General features: G+C 59.7%; 15 protein-coding genes. 10 read left to right on the plus strand and 5 right to left on the minus strand.

From position 1 onward, the window contains the following. Positions 1–128 precede the first annotated feature (128 nt). The gene (locus tag S101446_RS10085) at positions 129–1,247 is read right to left on the minus strand and encodes a lysophospholipid acyltransferase family protein (protein ID WP_244184162.1); all 1,119 of its coding nucleotides are present in this window, start codon (positions 1,245–1,247) and stop codon (positions 129–131) included. 243 nt (positions 1,248–1,490) lie between these two features. Between S101446_RS10085 and S101446_RS10090 the strand changes: the two genes are divergently transcribed. Beyond that, the gene (locus S101446_RS10090) at positions 1,491–2,684 is read left to right on the plus strand and encodes an extracellular solute-binding protein (protein ID WP_087608284.1); all 1,194 of its coding nucleotides are present in this window, start codon (positions 1,491–1,493) and stop codon (positions 2,682–2,684) included. Here S101446_RS10090 and S101446_RS10095 read toward each other — a convergent pair. The 4 genes from S101446_RS10095 to S101446_RS10110 all read right to left on the minus strand — a co-directional run bounded on the left by S101446_RS10095 (position 2,675) and on the right by S101446_RS10110 (position 6,647). Further along, positions 2,675–3,400, minus strand: coding sequence for a CbtA family protein (locus S101446_RS10095; protein ID WP_087608285.1), 726 nt, complete (start codon positions 3,398–3,400; stop codon positions 2,675–2,677). The genes S101446_RS10090 and S101446_RS10095 overlap by 10 nt on opposite strands. 352 nt (positions 3,401–3,752) lie before the next feature. Further along, positions 3,753–4,370, minus strand: coding sequence for a peroxiredoxin (locus tag S101446_RS10100; RefSeq protein WP_010511216.1), 618 nt, complete (start codon positions 4,368–4,370; stop codon positions 3,753–3,755). 35 nt (positions 4,371–4,405) lie between these two features. After that, the gene (locus tag S101446_RS10105) at positions 4,406–5,644 is read right to left on the minus strand and encodes a transglycosylase SLT domain-containing protein (protein WP_087608286.1); all 1,239 of its coding nucleotides are present in this window, start codon (positions 5,642–5,644) and stop codon (positions 4,406–4,408) included. 166 nt (positions 5,645–5,810) lie between these two features. Then, positions 5,811–6,647, minus strand: a complete 837-nt coding sequence (locus tag S101446_RS10110; protein WP_087608287.1) for an aldo/keto reductase — start codon at positions 6,645–6,647, stop codon at positions 5,811–5,813. A 157-nt stretch (positions 6,648–6,804) separates the two neighbouring features. On the opposite strand from S101446_RS10110, the gene S101446_RS10115 reads away from it, so the two are divergent. From S101446_RS10115 to S101446_RS10155, 9 genes are all read left to right on the plus strand, one after another. Beyond that, complete coding sequence (locus tag S101446_RS10115) at positions 6,805–7,887, plus strand: dipeptidase (protein WP_087608288.1); 1,083 nt, start codon at positions 6,805–6,807, stop codon at positions 7,885–7,887. Positions 7,888–7,967: 80 nt separating this feature from the next. After that, positions 7,968–9,266: an adenosylhomocysteinase gene (ahcY, locus tag S101446_RS10120; protein ID WP_010511209.1), complete on the plus strand. Its 1,299-nt coding sequence runs from the start codon at positions 7,968–7,970 to the stop codon at positions 9,264–9,266. 75 nt (positions 9,267–9,341) lie between these two features. After that, positions 9,342–9,743 carry a DUF3597 domain-containing protein gene (locus S101446_RS10125; RefSeq protein ID WP_048851541.1) on the plus strand — a complete coding sequence of 134 codons (402 nt, stop codon included), beginning with the start codon at positions 9,342–9,344 and terminating at the stop codon, positions 9,741–9,743. A gap of 65 nt (positions 9,744–9,808) precedes the next feature. Next, positions 9,809–10,924, plus strand: a complete 1,116-nt coding sequence (locus tag S101446_RS10130) for a transporter (RefSeq protein WP_010511205.1) — start codon at positions 9,809–9,811, stop codon at positions 10,922–10,924. Between the two features lie 129 nt (positions 10,925–11,053). Next, positions 11,054–12,076, plus strand: coding sequence for a UDP-glucose 4-epimerase GalE (galE, locus tag S101446_RS10135; protein ID WP_087608289.1), 1,023 nt, complete (start codon positions 11,054–11,056; stop codon positions 12,074–12,076). Positions 12,077–12,463: 387 nt separating this feature from the next. Then, positions 12,464–13,768 (plus strand): polysaccharide biosynthesis/export family protein, encoded by a 1,305-nt coding sequence (locus S101446_RS10140; protein ID WP_208620510.1) that lies wholly within the window; start codon positions 12,464–12,466, stop codon positions 13,766–13,768. A gap of 135 nt (positions 13,769–13,903) precedes the next feature. Further along, positions 13,904–14,305 carry an HAD-IIIC family phosphatase gene (locus tag S101446_RS10145; protein ID WP_087608290.1) on the plus strand — a complete coding sequence of 134 codons (402 nt, stop codon included), beginning with the start codon at positions 13,904–13,906 and terminating at the stop codon, positions 14,303–14,305. Then, positions 14,305–15,924 (plus strand): capsular biosynthesis protein, encoded by a 1,620-nt coding sequence (locus tag S101446_RS10150; protein ID WP_087608291.1) that lies wholly within the window; start codon positions 14,305–14,307, stop codon positions 15,922–15,924. The genes S101446_RS10145 and S101446_RS10150 overlap by 1 nt, the downstream gene beginning before the upstream one ends. After that, positions 15,921–16,676, plus strand: a complete 756-nt coding sequence (locus S101446_RS10155) for a glycosyltransferase family protein (protein ID WP_087608292.1) — start codon at positions 15,921–15,923, stop codon at positions 16,674–16,676. The genes S101446_RS10150 and S101446_RS10155 overlap by 4 nt, the downstream gene beginning before the upstream one ends. Positions 16,677–16,683: the final 7 nt, after the last annotated feature.

A 16,683-nucleotide genomic window follows, 5' to 3' on the forward strand; every position in this document is an offset into this window, starting at 1 on the left:
TGCAGTACCATGCCGGACAGACCAGCCCTATACAGTGGCAGACACCACCGGGACCGTCGATTGGGGGGCTACCCTACGGGTTAAGGGACAGGGGAAACATGACATGCCTCAATCTTGACACAAAGCCCTCAGTTCCGGTTCCGTTCAAGATCCTGTGGCAACAGGCCCGCCAGCGGACGGCAGGCATACGCGGTTTCGCTTTCCGGCTGCGGCTGGTTCTGGCGCAGTTCGGCGGCCCCTGCGGCCACCGCCCGCCATGTCGCCTGCGCCAGCGCCTTGCGGCTGGGAAAATCATTCGGATCCAGCGGCGCGTGCAGCAGGACGGTCGCACGCATCGAACGCCACTTGACCAGTTGCCACACATGCGGCCCCAGTTCCATGTCGCCATACCAGGCAAAGACCGGGCGGCGCGCACGGTTGACCGGCACGCCTTCCAGCTGGTCATACACCACCGATACCGGCTGGATCAGCGGCGTCATGCCGGGACGTGCCGCGATGGCTTCCGCCTCGCTTTCCGGTTCCACCGGCCCCTTGCCCGGTGGCAGGCGCGGCGGCTTGGCAATGGCGAAAAAGGCCGACAGGAATGGCAGCACCCGCGACCCGTCGGACGACGTGCCTTCGGGGAACAGGATCAGGTTGTCGCCTTCCACCATCAGGCGGTGCAGCATTTCGTCACGCTCGCGGCCGGTGGTGCTGCGCTGGCGGCTGACGAATATGGTCCGGCCAATGCGCGAGACGAGTCCCATGATGGGCCAGCCCTCGATATCGCCCTTGGCCACGAAATTGGATGGCAGCACCGTGCCCAGCACCGGCACATCCAGCCATGATGAATGGTTGGACACATAGATCACCGGGCGTTCGCCTTCCTGCCGTGCGCGCTTGCCCCCCACGCCGCCGGCCCTGCGTCCCACCACGCGGATGCGCAGCGACAGGAGCAGGCACAGGCCGCCCCAGACCATGCGCGTCCACCGGATCTTGGCCGTACCGGGCACCAGCAGCAGCACCGCCTCGAACCCGACCGACAGCGGCACCCACACGGTAATGGCGGCCAGGCGGCCCACCCCGCGCGCGGTCCGGGCACAGGCACGTATCCGTCCCGACGACATGACCGTTGTGTTGGCGATATCCCGTTCCGCGACCGATCCGGGCTGCGGCGCGATCACCGGACGGGCGGCGCGTGACGTGGACCGGGACACAGGCTGTGGGGCGCGACGCCGGATAAGACGGCGGATGAAATCGGCGATCATGCGCCTATCCATAGCCCCACCTGATGGCGCGGGACAATATGGCGAAAGCGTGCAAGGCACGGGGCGTGTCCTGCACGCAACGACGCAGCGTGCATCAAGCCTTTCATCATACGGTCATATTATGGGTGCATGGATATATATACGTGCCATGCGGCCTGTCCGCCGCCTCTGTAATCCTTCCTGACTGGACCCATCGTGCATACCCGTCCATGTTGGGGCCCTGTCCTTCAGGAGTTGTCCCTTATGTCCGCATGCAGCCGTCGCGGCTCCCTTGCTGCCGCCACGACCGCCTTCATCATCCTTGCAGCCATCCAGCCCGGCCCGACACGGGCGGCGGATGATGTGCTGAACGTGCTGACATGGTGTGACCATGAAGACCCGGAACTGCTCGGCCCCTTTGAACAGGCCAACAAGGTACGGGTCCATTTCAAGGATATCGACAGCACCGCCAGCGCCCGAAACATCCTGCGCCAGTCGCAGGCGGGTGACTGGGACGTTGTGATCCTGGAGGAAACCGCCGCCCCGCAACTGGCCGCCGCCGGCCTGCTGGCGCCGCTGGATCCTGCGGATTTTCCGTCGGATGGCATTCCCCCCGCCATTGCCAGCGCGGCCGCCGGTTCATACCAGGGACTGCTGTATTCCGTGCCGGAAAAATACGGCTTTCACGCAGTTGCCTTCAATCAGTCCCATGTCAGCGCGCAGGACATGCAGGACATCAACGCGGTGTGGCAGCCGCGTTATCACGGGCATATCGCGATTTATGACAGTTACCTGCCCATCCTGTCCTATGTCGCCCTGGCGCTGGGGCTTGATCCCGCGCGTCTGACGGATGCCGACCTGCCTGCATTGCAGGACAGGCTTGCGGCCCTGCGCGCCAATGCGACACTGGTGGGCGACAGCGCCAGCGTGCAGCAGGCGCTGGCCGATGGCGTGGTGGATATTGTCGTAGGCGGCGGCGCATGGACCACGGCGGGCGTGGGCGAAGGCGGCACGGTCAGCACGCCCACGGCGCAGCCCGATACCCCGAAACAGCGGCCGGACCTGACATTCACCCTGCCCCGGCAAGGCGGCATCCGGTGGCAGCATGGCATCTCGATCATCGAGGCCTCGCAGCGCAAGGCACTGGCGCTGGCGTTCGCGCAATACCTGCGCACGCCCGCGGCACAGGCGCGGCTGGCCACGTCATCATGTTTCTGGGGCATGCCCGCCAATACCAACGCGCCGCTGGATGCCGATACGAAAGCCGCCCTGCACTGGGACCAGCAGCCTGCCTATATCGCGGCGAGCCATCCCTTTCCCGTACTTGATGACGCCATGGACGCCAGGCTGCACGCGATATGGGACAGGGTCATGAAGGAAGACACCTCCACCGCCGCCCCCACGCCGGACAGAATCGGCGGCGGGCACGATGGGGATGATACGCCGGATCAGCCGTAACGGGGCATGCCGCGTCCCAGCAGCCGGTCGGCCATCATGCCGAAGACCAGCCCGAGGCTGCCCCACAGCACGATCTGCATGCCAAGGGCGGCCTCGCGGAAGCGCCACAGCAGGGTGGCGGGGAAATTGTCCGGCACTTCGCTGATATCGGGCAGCGCCCATTGCAGCAGCGCCACCAGCACCACGAATACCGCCCCGCCGCAGAGCGTCGCGCCCCAGTTGCCAAGGCGCGCGGCCAATGCGCGGCCTGACAGGACCGCCAGCGTCAGCGCGCACAGCGAAAAGACGACCATTTCAAAATAGGCGGTCGTGCGCAGGCCAATGGTTTCCGGCTGCCCCACCGCCGGGGGATTGGCGGGGTATTTCAGGTCCGGCACCAGCACCACGGCCAGGAATCCCGCCCCCGCCAGCAGCATGGACAGCATGCGCGGCGAAAAACGGCCGATGCGCCCGTATGCCAGCGAGAATACCAGCGCAAACAGTCCGCCATAGGCCGCACCATACATGACGGCAGCCGTCAACAGCCCAAGAGATGCCTGCACGCCCCGGCTGACCAGTTCGGGTTCCGGTGGCTCACCCGATGCCGCATCCATGGCGGATTCGAACGCAATGGCAAGGTTGACCTGCGGTTCACCGAATACACGGGCAAACAGGAATGCAAGGGCGGCCGCGGCAATGCCCGCCAGCATGCCACGCAGCAGAAGGCGTCCGGCCATCAGGGCATATCCCGATGCAGCCAGGGGAAAGGAATGAAGGACATGAGGGTCAGATCTCCTGTCGGGAAAGCGCGTCCCGTAACGGAATGAAGCTCTATCCGCCGGGAGGTCTGACTTCCGCAGGGGCTGCGGTGTACAGTGGCGCGACCGTGCCGGAATCCCACCGGCTTCTCCCCACGGATACGGAAAGGCCAGTCAATACCGTGCGGGGAACGTAAGTCAATATTGCGGTCTTAAGGACGACTTCAGAAATCCATCTGAAATTATAAAAGGTTTCTGGTGAAGCTTTTTTCAAAAAAGGCAGCACCCGAAAACTTTTATCTTTATCAGGATATTATTTTGAAATCGGCTTTTACTGGGGCTTTGCAGGCAGCGTGACCTTGCTGGCGTTGCCCTGCGCCGCGCGCCACTGCTTCAGCGCATCCAGCGTTCCGCTGACATGCCCCTTGGGCGACAGGGCGCTGTAGGCGTAGATCACCTTGCCATCGGGGGCGATGACATAGGACGTACGGCTGGCGCGGTTCACCAGCGGCAGGTGGCTGTCATACATCTTTGCGATCTGACCCTTCGGGTCGGTCGCGACGGGGAAACGACCATGGCCCTCGCTTACGGAAAAGCGGTCGAGGGTGTGCATGTCATCGGTGGAAACGCCAATGACGGTGGCGCCGAGCGCCTTGTACTGGTCCATGGCGTTGGCGAAGTCATGCGCTTCCATGGTGCAGCCACGGGTAAAGGCGGCGGGGTAGAAATACAGCACCACCGGCCCCTGCCGCAGCGCATCGGCCAGGCGGAAATCGAACTCGCTGCCGTTGGTGGTGGCCTGCGCATCAAACATCGGGGCCTGGCTGCCAACCGGCAGGGCCGCACGCGCGGGGGAAAAGCAGACAAAGCCGGCAAATGCCATGACACCGACCAGCGGCAGGCACAGTCCCGGCAGGGACCAGCGTGAACGCCTGTAAAAATACCTCATGTGTCCTCACACCCTGCGGGGCAGGGTCCATGCCTTCATGTGGTTGGCGGCAGGATCTGGCACCCTGATCCACCCAGTCGCTGACAGACCTGCTGGGCCGCTTCGTGCGACAGGCCGGTCAGCCTTGCACGATAGACATGACGGCGCCCTGATGCAACGGTCGCGACCTGTGTATGCGCGCCACTGAACGAAACCTTCGCCCGCGCCTGTCCTGCCGCATGCTCCGCCTGTCCGATCGATCCATAGGCGCCGACCTGTACCGCCCAGTCATGGCTGTTCGCCATGCTGATGACGCCGGGACGGGTTCCGGCTGCGGCCATCGGGGACAGGCCGCTCTGTTCACGGGCACTCCATGCCGCACGCACGGCAGCGGCTTCGGGCGATGGCGTATCGGCCGCGGCCCCGCGCGGAACGGATGCCAGAAGCTGGCGACCCCGGCTCTGCCCGCCTCGCGCATTCTGCGCCGCCTGCGCGCGGGCCAGGGCGCGCGCTTCCACCAGCAGGTCGGCCTGCGAACGGTTTACGGGCGTGCTGCCCGCGATCCGTGGCCCGATGGAGGCGACATAATCGCGCGTTTCCTTTGGCAGGGTATGATAGCGGTCAAGAAAGTCATCCAGCCGCCCCGGCCCGCTGTTATAGGCCGCAAGGAAACCGGGGGAGCCGTAAATGTCGTACATTTCACGGATATAGGCCGTGCCCGCCTCGATATTGTCGTGCGGGTCATAGGCATCGGGGCCAAGGTTGTAGCGTGCCCGCATCGCATCATAGGTCGGCGGCATGAGCTGCATGAGCCCCATGGCGCCGGGCAGCGAGGTCACGAACTGGCCATTATGGTAAAGCTGGCCACCCGACTCGCGCCGCATGACCTCGCGGATCCAGACACTGGGCACGTCGAAACGCTGCGAGGCCTCGTTGATATACGGCCCCCATGGGTCTTCCGGCGGTCCCGGCGGGGTATAGTTGCTCTGGGCACGGGCACGATAGGATTCAGCCTCGTGAAGGATCTGTTCCTCGCTCATTTCGGGCGAAGGATTGTGGGCGCAGGCGGCCAGCATGCCCGCAAATCCCAGCGCCAGCCATCGCAGGGACCGGCGCGTGGAGGGAGCCTGCGCGGCCAGGCCGTCATGTTCGTCAGATGCCGCTACTGCCTGCGCTGGTGCCATGCTGGTGGTATGATCCCGGTCATGCCCATTTCCCCATGGCAGACGCGCCAACATGGCCCGCCCGACGGGACGGGCGGGCGCACCATAACAGCGTGGCTTCGGCTTGTGCAATCCTGACCCGCCAGCATGTCCGTGATGTAACTGGCAGGTCAGGTTAATGCGAACCTGCATATTATGGAAAAGTTTTTGGCGAAGCTTTTTTCAAAAAGCCCCGAAGAACGCCGCCTTTTTGAAATAAGGCGGCACCCAAAAACTTTTCTTCTTTCAAAACAGTCTTTTATTCCTCGACATAGGTGGCGGGATCGCCACCGGTGCGGTTGTGGGGGCTGTCGAGCGTCGCAAGGTCGCTCATGTCATCCGGCGTGAGCTGGAAATCGAACGCATGCAGGTTGGCGCGCATGCGGTCGGGATGCGCGCTCTTGGGAATGGGCACCGCGCCGTAGTCGATTACCCAGCGCAGCAGGACCTGCGCCGTGGATTTGCCGTGCCGGTCCGCAACCCGTTTGACAACGGGATTTTCCAGCAGCTTGCCACGCCCCAGCGGGCTCCATGCCTCGGTCAGGATGCCCAGCTTCTTGTGCAGGGCGACCAGTTCCGACTGCGCGAAATCGGCATGCATCTCGATCTGGTTGACGGCGGGGGTGACGCCGGTTTCATCAATCAGGCGCTGCAGGTGTTCAGGCAGGAAGTTGGAAACGCCGATCGAGCGGATGCGCCCTTCCTTCTTCAGGCGGATCATCGCCTTCCAGCTTTCGACATACTGGTCCTTGGCGGGCAGCGGCCAGTGGATGAGGTAAAGGTCAACATAACTCATCTTCAGGCGTTCAAGGCTTTCGTCAAACGCGCGCAGCGTGCTGTCATATCCCTGGTCGGCACCACGCAGCTTGGTGGTGACGAAAATATCCTCACGCCCGATGTCGAAGCTGACCAGTCCGGTCCCCACCCCGCTTTCGTTTCCGTAACGCGACGCCGTATCGAACAGGCGATAGCCCGCCGTCAGGGCCTCACGCACTGCCTTTTCGGCCTGCGGGTTGTCCAGCGGATAGGTGCCGAACCCCATGGCGGGGATCTTGTGGCCGTCATTCAGCTTGAGCAGGGGGATGGAGGTCGTCATGGTCGTTCCTTCGTCAGGCGCTCCCGGCGGCTATGGTGCCCCGGCGCACAGGCGGCAGGGTGGCGACCGGGCCGGGGGCTGGACGTGCGTCGCCGGTCCCTACCCTAACGACAGGTAACCACTTTTGGTTTATGCCCAGTTTTCAGGACTGGGCTGCATGTGGTTCATTATCACCATTGCTGGAGGCCCCATGACTGACACACCAACCGACATTTCCGTCACCGATGCGATGGAACTGCACCACACGCTGCTGACCATTGATACCCATGTGGATATCCCGTGGCCGGACCGGGGCGACTTCGCCACGGGCGCACCGTCGCGACGGGTGGACCTGCCGCGCATGCGCGCGGGCGGCCTGCGGGCGGCATGCCTTGTGGCCTATGTGGGTCAGGGTGCGCGTGACGCGGCCGGGCAGGAGGCGGCCTCCACCCGGGCGGAAGCCATGTTGCACGTGATCGGGGAGACGGACCGGATCGAGGGCGTGCGGGTATGCGACACGGCGGCGGCGGTGCGCGCGACCTGTGACGCGGGTGAGATCGCCATCATTCCAGCCGTGGAAAACGGTTATGCGATTGGCGGGGACCTGTCGCTTATCGCGCGTTTCCGGGGGCTGGGCGCACGTTACATGACGCTGACACATAACGGGCACAACCAGCTGGCAGACTCGGCGCGGCCCATGCACCATCTGGATGATCCCGAAACGCTGCATGGCGGGCTGTCCGGCCTTGGCCGGGATGCCGTGGCCGAAATGAACCGCGTGGGCATGCTGGTCGATGTGTCGCACACGTCACGCGACACCATGATGCAGGCGGTCGAACTGTCCCACGCGCCGGTCTTCGCCAGCCATTCCTGCGTGCGCGCCCTGTGCGATCACCCGCGCAACCTTGATGACGGGCAGCTTGACGCGCTGAAGGCCTGTGGCGGGGTCATCCACATTACCGCCATGGACGCCTTCCTGCGCCCGCGTGACGTACGCGACATACGCCCGGTCACGGTGGCGGACTTCGTGGACCATATCGATTACGCCGTGCAGCGAATCGGGATCAAGCATGTCGGCATCTCGTCCGACTTCGATGGCGGCGGCGGCATACGTGGCTGGGCCGATGCATCGGAATCGCCCAATCTTACGGCGGAACTGCTGCGCCGTGGCTATGACCGCAGCCAGATCGCGGCCCTGTGGGGGGAAAATTTCCTGCGGATCCTGAAGCAGGCGGAAGATGTCGCCAGCACGATCGCGTGAACATGGAATTCCGCGTGCTCTGGATCACACGCGCCTGACGGGGTATATCCTGTGCCGCATTGACGAATACAGGATAAGAAATGACCACCAGCACCGACTACAAGGTCAAGGACATCTCGCTTGCCGAGTGGGGCCGCAAGGAAATCTCGATCGCGGAAGGCGAAATGCCGGGGCTTATGGCGCTCCGTGAGGAATATGGCACGTCCAAGCCGCTGAAGGGCGCGCGCATCGCCGGCTGCCTGCACATGACGATCCAGACCGCCGTGCTGATCGAGACCCTGACGGCGCTCGGCGCCACGGTCCGCTGGTCTTCGTGCAACATCTTCTCGACGCAGGACCAGGCCGCCGCCGCCATCGCCGCGACCGGCGTGCCCGTGTTCGCGTGGAAGGGCCTGACCGAGGACGAGTTCTGGTGGTGCATCGAGCAGACCATCAAGGGACCGGACGGCTGGACGCCGAACATGATCCTCGACGACGGCGGCGACCTGACGACGCTGATGCACGAGAAGTATCCCGAGATGCTCAATGACGTGCGTGGCGTCTCCGAAGAAACCACGACCGGCGTGCATCGCCTGTGGGACATGGCCAAGAAGGGCCTGCTGCGGGTTCCGGCCATCAACGTCAACGACAGCGTCACGAAGTCGAAGTTCGACAACCTGTATGGCTGCCGTGAAAGCCTGGTGGACGCGATCCGCCGTGGCACGGACGTGATGATGGCGGGCAAGGTTGCCGTGGTTGCCGGTTATGGTGACGTGGGCAAGGGTTCGGCCGCATCGCTGCGCAACGCGGGCTGTCGCGTGCTGGTGACCGAGGTTGATCCCATCTGCGCGCTGCAGGCCGCGATGGAAGGCTACGAGGTCGTGACGATGGAAGAGGCCGCCCCCCGCGGCGATATCTTCGTCACCGCGACCGGCAACGAGGGCGTCATCACCATCGAGCACATGCGCGAGATGAAGAACCGCGCCATCGTGTGCAACATCGGGCATTTCGATTCCGAAATCCAGATCAATGCGCTGCGCAACTACAAGTGGGACAACATCAAGCCGCAGGTGGACGAGGTCATCTTCCCCGATGGCAAGCGCCTGATCGTCCTGTCCGAAGGCCGTCTGGTGAACCTGGGCAACGCGACGGGCCATCCGTCCTTCGTCATGTCCGCGTCCTTCACCAACCAGACGCTGGCGCAGATCGACCTGTGGCAGGCACCGGCGGGCAAGTACGAAAACAAGGTCTATACCCTGCCCAAGCACCTGGATGAGAAGGTGGCCTTCCTGCATCTCGCCAAGGTCGGCGCGAAGCTGTCGAAGCTGTCTAAAGCGCAGGCGGATTACATCGGCGTGCCGGTCAATGGCCCGTTCAAGAATGATCTGTATCGTTACTGAGCGCAGCAAACGTCCCTAACATATACGTGACGGGTCCGGTATCCGCCGGACCATCATGTGATGGAGAAAGAAAACATGAGCATCTTCGGTTCAATCCTGTCCAAGATTTTCGGCAGCCACGCCGCCGCCGCCACCCCGGCCGCTGCAACCACCGCAGCGCCTGCCGCAGCAGCACCCGCGGCGGCTCCGGCAGCTGCCGCCCCCGCGGCCCCGGCACAGCCGGTGGACGTGAACGCCGTGCTGACCGCACTGGCGGCCAAGTATCCGGAAAAGCTGAACTGGCAGACCTCCATCGTCGACCTGATGCGCCTGCTGGGCCTCGACAACTCGCTGGCCGCGCGTAAGGAACTGGCGACGGAACTGCATTACACCGGCGACATGAACGACACCGCGCCGATGAACATCTGGCTGATCAAGCAGGTCATGCAGAAGCTGGCGGAAAATGGCGGCAAGGTCTCCCCTGACCTGATGAAGTAATACGCCGCTGGCGTAACGGGCGGGCGCGTGGTCAACGACCACCGGCCGCCCGTTTCGTATCAGCCATGGACAGGGCCACCAGAACCGGCCAGACCGGCAGCATGACGAAGGGATATGCGATGGGAAACGTCCCCGATTTTCCCATGACGGACAACGCCACCGGGCTGTCCGCCGACATGTTATCCGCGTCCTCTGTCTCCAATGGACTGGTATGGGCCATTGCCTGCCAGCCGGGCCAGAAGCCCGAGCGCCTGACGGATGAACAGATTGCCCGCGCGCTTGAAGGCTACCCCCCCGATGAGCCAGCCACCTGGGTCTGGCTGCATTACGATATCGTCCACACAGCCAGTCGCGCCCACATCCAGGCCATTCCCTGCCTGCCCGAGGAAGTGCGCCTTGCGTTGGGCAGCACGGATCGCGGCACCAATGTCGAGGCGGAAGGCGACATCGTCTATGGCGCCCTGCCCGGCTTTGACGATGCCATGTCGGAAGACGACAAAAACCTGTCCGCATGGCGTTTTGCGGTCCTGCCTACCCTGCTGATCACCACGCGCCGCCAGCCGGTTCCCGCACTGGGGGTGATTTACCGGGCCATGCAGCGGGCGTCATTCGACTCCCCTGCCGAGGTGGTGGATCATACCCTGCTGGAATTCGCCGATACCGTCCGGCGCAATATCGCCATGCTGGATGACCAGTTGGACCGCGCCGAGGACCTGCTGCTGACACTGGACCAGCACACTGATTTTGGTCGTATAAGCGGGCTGATCGGGCGTGTGCGCCGCCGTTCGACCGAATTGCGGCGCGTGATCTCGCCCGTGGACCGTATTTTCCACAACGAGGATCTGGAACTGCCCGAATGGGCGGAAGATGACATCCGCGACCGTTCGCAGCGCCAGATCCATGCAGCCCTTGATGATCTTCTGGCGCTGCAGGATCGTGCCCGCTCGCTGCAGGACGAACTGGCGTCCGGTCAGGCGGAAGAAACCAACCGCCGCCTGTACACGGTGTCCATCGTGACCACGCTCATGCTGCCTGCGACCTTCGTGACCGGTTTTTTCGGGATGAACACAGGCGGCATGTTCCTGGCGGCCGGTTCGCTGGGCACGGTGGAGGCCGGCGGCATCTGCTTCGTGTTCATGATGATCACGTGGATGCTGCTCAAGATCATGAAGCTGCTATAAGGCGCGGCGATACCCGCAGTCATCCATTGCGGCAAACCATACAGGGGATGGAAAGTTGTGTAGTGTACACTTTTCTATTATTTACACTGCTTCCATATGTTCATGCCTTTAGGAAAACCGGTGGCCGTTATGAAATGTCTTGTTACAGGTGGGGCGGGGTACGTGGGAAGCCACCTTGTAATAAGCCTTATGGACGCGGGACATGATGTTGTTGTTCTGGACAACCTCAGCACGGGCCATATAGCCGCCATTCCCCAAGGGGCGCGTTTCTGGAATATCGATCTGGAAAATGCGCAGGCAACACATGATGCCGTGTCGCAGGAAAACTGGGACGTCGTCTTCCACTTTGCCGCCCTTTCATCGGTCGGGCACTCCATTGCGGACCCGTTCCATTATCTGCGTCATAATACCATGAATTCGCTCAATCTGATCGAAGCATGTACTTATCATAATGTAAAACGCTTTGTCTTTTCCTCTACTGCGGCTCTTTTCAGTGGGGATAGTGATATGCCCGGGATTACGGATGATGCGCATGTCAATCCGGCTTCCCCCTATGGTGACAGTAAATTCTTCATTGAACGTGCCCTGCTGTGGGCTGATCGCGTTTACGGGATGCGCAGCGCCTGCCTGAGGTATTTCAATGCCGCCGGCGCAGATCCCCTAGGACGGCTGGGGGAAGACCATCGGCCAGAAACCCATCTCATCCCCCTGGCCATCGACACGGCCCTGGGGTTGCATCCTTCCCTGAAAATATTTGGCAATAATTACGACACACGGGATGGCACGTGCATCCGGGACTACATCCATGTGACCGATCTGGCGGACGCGCATATCCGTGTCATCGATCAACTGGATACAAGGTCGGTTTCCTACAATCTGGGCAACGGGCGGGGATTTACCAATCTTGAGGTCATCGAAAGCGTCGAGCGCGTAAGCGGGTGCACGATACCATGGGACTGGGCCCCTCCCCGACCGGGGGACCCTGCCATTCTGGTAGCTGATTCATCCCGAATCCGCATGGAAACGGGATGGTGTCCCAAATACCAGCATATTGATTCCATCGTAGGGACAGCCCTGAACTGGCGCAAAAAGCATCCCCACGGCTACGGGAATCACACGAGCAGGCCAATTTCATCAGCCGCATGTCCCTGAACGCTGACACCCGCGTCGGGATGCATCAAGTAACTGCATCCCGGGCGCCTGTGCGATACACACCGGATCGGACGGCTGCCCCGCTGGCTGCATACCTGTTACCCGCCTAAAATATTATCTAAAGTCCCGTCTTGGGCCACCGTGTGTACGACCAGTCCCGTCTTGCCCCATGCGGCCGGAAACAGAATTTCTTCAATTTTCATAACAAATTTCACGATTGTCGCCCCATTTGCCTAGCATGGAGGGCAAACGGCCCGCTTGTGCGGTTTGCTGCTCTCTTCCGAGGGCCGCCACCACTACTAATTAGCATAGCCAGCCAAAATACGACGTGATAAAAGGCCTTTCCATAGATATTTGCCGACCGTACACGTCAAACATGCATACCGCATGAAAGATACCTTCAATCCTGTTCTCCGCCTTCACTCAACCTCCAGTCGCGGTGTTGCCTTGACCATTTCCTGTCTTCCGAAAAGTCTGGATTCAGTTCTACGGCGCGTTCGAAAAGGTCGGTATTTTGCTGCGGTTGGTGGGGTTCTCCTGCTGCTGACTGGCTGCAATTCGTTACCTTACAGCGGCCCGACGGAAGCACAGATCAACCGTGCACAGCGCGACCCCAAGCGCAATACGGTGGGGTACGCGATCGTGCAGGTCAGCCCGGACCTCATCACGCTCCTTGCCAATGAAAACCCGCCGCTGTTCAGCAACCTGGACGCGGACAACACTCCGGTCAGCTTCACGCATAACGACAGGGTTGGCCCGGGCGACATCCTGCAGGTCTCGATATACGAGGTCGGCAGCGCGCTGTTCAGTCTCAGCAGTGCGAGCATGATGGCCTCGGCAACGGGCGCCAGCACGATGCCCAGTACGTCTTCGGGCTCGAATCTCCCCCCCCTTAGCGTCGATGCCAGCGGCAATGTCCGGGTGCCCTATGCCGGAGAGATCCATGTCGCCGGCATGACCACCATAGAGGTGGCAAACGCGATCAAGGCCCGACTGAAGCAGCAGTCACTGTCCCCGCAGGTTCTGGTACGGATCGCAGCCGATATCGCCAATTCGGTCATGGTATATGGCGGCGTGCGGCGGCCAAGTCGCGTCACCCTGACCCCCAACAGGGAACGCATCCTGGATGTCATCGCCCTGGCCGGCGGCGCAAACCAGTCCCACCAGGCAGACGAGGATTATCTGGTCCGCCTGACACGCAATGGGAAGATTGCCGAACTGCCCCTCAAGACAATCGAAAACAATCCGGCGCAAAACATCCTGATGCAGCCCGGCGACCGGGTGCAACTGACATTCCAGCCCCGCAGCTACACGGTTTTCGGGGCCACCAACCGGGTGACACAGACCCAGTTCAGCATGCCGACCATGACCCTGGCGGAAGCGATTGCACGTAGTGGCGGCCCGCTTGATTCACGTGCCGATCCCAATGCCGTCTATCTGTTCCGGTTTGAAAATGCCGATATCGTCCGCCGCCTCGGGATGCCGGTTGATGACAAGGCAAAAACGGCGCCTGTCGTGTATCAGCTGGATATGATAAACCCCGCCGGATACTTTCTGGCAGACAAGTTCATGATGAGAGACCGGGATCTTATCTATATTGCTGATTCGGCAAGCAACAAGTTTTATAAATTCTTCAATCTGATTACCACCATTCTATCTCCAGGAACATCCATGGGGGGGATTGCCAAGTAAATACCCATCTGCGGATTGCCCGATATAATATAATGGTCATATTTATTATTTATCCTCCATTAACAGAATATCGGGATATGAAACTACCATTCAGTTCCAAATAGCGACCGCAAGCACTGCTTACATGGAGATAAAATGAAAAACCTTGTCATTGATCTTGATTATACGATCTGTCGACCATATGAAAACGAAGATCAGTCAGTCGACCCCGTAATGAAATACAGCAACGCGACACCCATCGTGGATATCATTGAAAAGATACGCGAATATAAAAAAAACGGGTTTCACATCACCATTCATACCAGTCGCAACATGCGTACGTATAACGGTGATATTTCAGCCATCGTAAAGCATACGCTACCAGTTATTACCGAGTGGCTCGACCGGCACGACGTCCCGTATGATTCGATCATCGTCGGTAAGCCATGGTGCGGTCATGATGGGTTCTACATCGATGACAAGGCCATTCGCCCATCTGAATTCCGCACGTTAAGCTATGATCAGATTGTCCGTCTTCTTGAACGTGAGCAGGCATAATGTCAGGCGCTTATTTCATTATCCTGAGCGGCGCTTACATCTGCCCCGAACTGATTGCCGAATTCGGGAGCCTGCCGCCCGCATTCCTGCCCAATGGCGGTCGCCGTCTTTATGAAGACCAGTTGAAGATGGCCAGGGCGATGGATGCGCAACCGGTTCTGGTGCTGCCTAATGATTATGTGCTGCCGCATTACGATGTGGAACGCATAAACGCCGCAAATATCCTGATCGAGCGTGTGCCGGCCACGGCATCCGTGCTGCAGAGCATTGCACAGGGTCTCTGTTCCGTAAAAGATGACGCCAACGTCTATATCCTGTTTGGCGACACACTGTTTGATATCAAATCCCCCTGGCCCGCAAACGGTTTTGCCGTGGGCAGCACACATCATCTGGCGCGGTGGAGCGAATTTGAAATCATCGACGGACGCTATGTATTCCATGAATACCAGCGGGATACCGAACAGACGACCGACATCGTTGCGGGTCTGTTCAATTTTCATGAAGCCGGGCACTTCAAGAAAATAGTCAATATAGCACTACAGGACAATCAGGGCTTCATAGAGGCCCTGAATACATATTCAGCCTCATATACCATGGAACCGGTATACGACATTACATGGCTGGATTTTGGTCACCTGTACACCTATCACCAGTCACGATGTCAGGAACTGCTGGCCCGGTCGTTCAACAGCATCACCAGCGACGGTCGTTCCGTTGTCAAAACCGGGCTGCCCCAGCGCAAGATCTTTGCAGAAGCCGAGTGGTTCCAGCATCTGCCACCACAATTACGGCCTTATACCCCGCACTTCATTGATGCCGGGGAAAAAGAAACATATTCCTATGAACTGGAATATTTATATTTCCCCCTGATGTCCGAACTGTACTGCTTTGGCAACCTGCCCGCACACATGTGGGAAATAATGCTGGATGGTTGCCTGGACTTCCTTGATAAAATGCAGGGCATCCGGCCGAAGAACTATGAAATCGGGGATGATTATCCTTCCCTCTTCTTCAATGACATGATCAAGGGCAAAACAGCCCAGCGCTTGGAAACCTTCGCACGCGACAATGAAATCTCGCTGACGAAGGAATGGCGTTATGGGGGAAAGCCAGCCCCGTCGCTGCGGGCATTGGGAGAAGAACTGATCTCGGCCATTGTTCCGACTGCGCCAGATGATATTACCATGTGGCATGGCGACTTCCACTTTGGAAACATCTTCTATAACTTCCGGTCCAAACGTGTCAGCGTAGTAGATCCCCGTGGAATGCTATCCAATGGACGCATCACGATGTTTGGTGATGCGCGTTATGATATTTCCAAGCTGGGACATTCGGTTTTCGGATTCTATGATTTTCTGATCGCAGACCGATTTGATCTTGTCTCTTCAGATTATGATCTGGATCTGACGTTTGATACGGTCCCTGCGCGCCGCCGCCTGCTGGATATATACAAAAGCCGGAAAGCGGGCAGATATGCCTGCATGGATCGCTCGGCCATTGCCATGACGGCTCTGTTATTCTTAAGTATGCTTCCCCTACACACGACAAACAAACGACGGCAGCGGGCGATGTTAGCCAATGCATTCCGACTGAAGAGCATGATGGAGTCCTGTTCATGATTATATTCCCGATGGTTGGAATGAGCCGCCGGTTCCGCGAAGCTGGTTATGACAGGCCCAAATACATGCTGCCGCTGGGCGACCATACGTGCTTTGACTATTCTGTCATGGGATTCCTGAAAGCAGGACAGGCCGATACCTTCACCTTTATTATGCGCAGGGAGTTTGAGACACCTGATTTCGTCCGTCAGCGTCTGGCTGCCCTTGGCGTGACCAATGCCCGGCTTGTCATTCTGGATGAGATGACAGCAGGGCAGGCGGAAACGGTCGAACGGGGCCTGGATGGCATGACGGATGCCGGCCCTAGCGGCATGACCATTTTCAATATTGATACCTTCCGTCCCGGCTTTACATTTCCGCCCAAAGCCGAACAGGGGGATGGCTATCTGGAAACATTCATCGGTGAAGGGGATAACTGGTCTTTTGTCGAAAGCGATGGCAGCGACCAGAACCGGGTCATTCGCACGACGGAAAAAGAACCAATTTCATCTTTCTGCTGTACTGGCCTGTATCAGTTCGCCACCATCAGCGACTTCCGTTGGGCACTGAATGAAGAGCGGAAAAATCCAAGCAAAAACGAACTCTATGTCGCCCCAATTTATAACCACCTGATCAAAATCGGGAAAGATATTCACTATACGGTTATTCCAAAAGAAAATGTCATTTTCTGTGGGGTTCCGGCGGAATATGAAGCCCTGACAAAAGACGGCGGCAAAAAATTTGAAGAGAAATTCTTATATTTGAATAAATAATTTTCAT

The organism is Komagataeibacter europaeus, assembly GCF_002173515.1.
In the GTDB taxonomy this organism is placed as follows: domain Bacteria; phylum Pseudomonadota; class Alphaproteobacteria; order Acetobacterales; family Acetobacteraceae; genus Komagataeibacter; species Komagataeibacter europaeus.

Excerpts from the sequence above, each read along its gene's own strand:
- S101446_RS10110 (WP_087608287.1), bottom strand. The coding sequence starts at position 6,647 with ATGACGACCTCCATCCCCCTGCTCAAGCTGAATGACGGCCACAAGATC.
- S101446_RS10155 (WP_087608292.1), top strand. The coding sequence starts at position 15,921 with ATGATTATATTCCCGATGGTTGGAATGAGCCGCCGGTTCCGCGAAGCT.
- S101446_RS10125 (WP_048851541.1), top strand. The coding sequence starts at position 9,342 with ATGAGCATCTTCGGTTCAATCCTGTCCAAGATTTTCGGCAGCCACGCC.
- S101446_RS10130 (WP_010511205.1), top strand. The coding sequence starts at position 9,809 with ATGGACAGGGCCACCAGAACCGGCCAGACCGGCAGCATGACGAAGGGA.
- S101446_RS10095 (WP_087608285.1), bottom strand. The coding sequence starts at position 3,400 with ATGGCCGGACGCCTTCTGCTGCGTGGCATGCTGGCGGGCATTGCCGCG.
- S101446_RS10115 (WP_087608288.1), top strand. The coding sequence starts at position 6,805 with ATGTGGTTCATTATCACCATTGCTGGAGGCCCCATGACTGACACACCA.
- ahcY (WP_010511209.1), top strand. The coding sequence starts at position 7,968 with ATGACCACCAGCACCGACTACAAGGTCAAGGACATCTCGCTTGCCGAG.
- galE (WP_087608289.1), top strand. The coding sequence starts at position 11,054 with ATGAAATGTCTTGTTACAGGTGGGGCGGGGTACGTGGGAAGCCACCTT.
- S101446_RS10085 (WP_244184162.1), bottom strand. The coding sequence starts at position 1,247 with ATGATCGCCGATTTCATCCGCCGTCTTATCCGGCGTCGCGCCCCACAG.
- S101446_RS10145 (WP_087608290.1), top strand. The coding sequence starts at position 13,904 with ATGAAAAACCTTGTCATTGATCTTGATTATACGATCTGTCGACCATAT.
- S101446_RS10100 (WP_010511216.1), bottom strand. The coding sequence starts at position 4,370 with ATGAGGTATTTTTACAGGCGTTCACGCTGGTCCCTGCCGGGACTGTGC.
- S101446_RS10140 (WP_208620510.1), top strand. The coding sequence starts at position 12,464 with ATGAAAGATACCTTCAATCCTGTTCTCCGCCTTCACTCAACCTCCAGT.
- S101446_RS10090 (WP_087608284.1), top strand. The coding sequence starts at position 1,491 with ATGTCCGCATGCAGCCGTCGCGGCTCCCTTGCTGCCGCCACGACCGCC.
- S101446_RS10150 (WP_087608291.1), top strand. The coding sequence starts at position 14,305 with ATGTCAGGCGCTTATTTCATTATCCTGAGCGGCGCTTACATCTGCCCC.